1 protein-coding gene is annotated in these 255 nt (G+C 69.0%); it reads right to left on the bottom strand.

The window, feature by feature from the left end:
• On the bottom strand, window positions 1–255 hold a 255-nt coding region (locus JT723_RS34725; RefSeq protein ID WP_205048888.1), incomplete at both ends, for a heterodisulfide reductase-related iron-sulfur binding cluster.

Below are 255 nucleotides of genomic sequence, written 5' to 3'. Positions count from 1 at the left end.
GATCTTGTCCTGGCCCATCGCGGCGGAGACGTCGGGGTTTTTGATCGCGAAGGTGCCGCCGAAGCCGCAGCATTCCTCGGCGCCGGGCAGTTCGCGCAGGTCGAGTCCGGCAACGGCTTCCAGCAGCCGGCGCGGGCGGTCGCCGAGTCCCAGCATCCGCAGCCCGTGGCAGGAGGGGTGGTAGGTCACCGTGTGCGGGAAGTACGCGCCCACATCGGTCACCCCCAGCACGTCCACCAGGAACTCCGTCAACTC

Origin of the sequence: Actinacidiphila bryophytorum (genome assembly GCF_016916835.1) — a bacterium.
GTDB classification, from domain to species: Bacteria; Actinomycetota; Actinomycetes; order Streptomycetales; family Streptomycetaceae; genus Actinacidiphila; species Actinacidiphila bryophytorum.
Note: the sequence above shows the minus strand (reverse complement) of the source record. Positions and strands in the feature narration are given on the sequence as shown.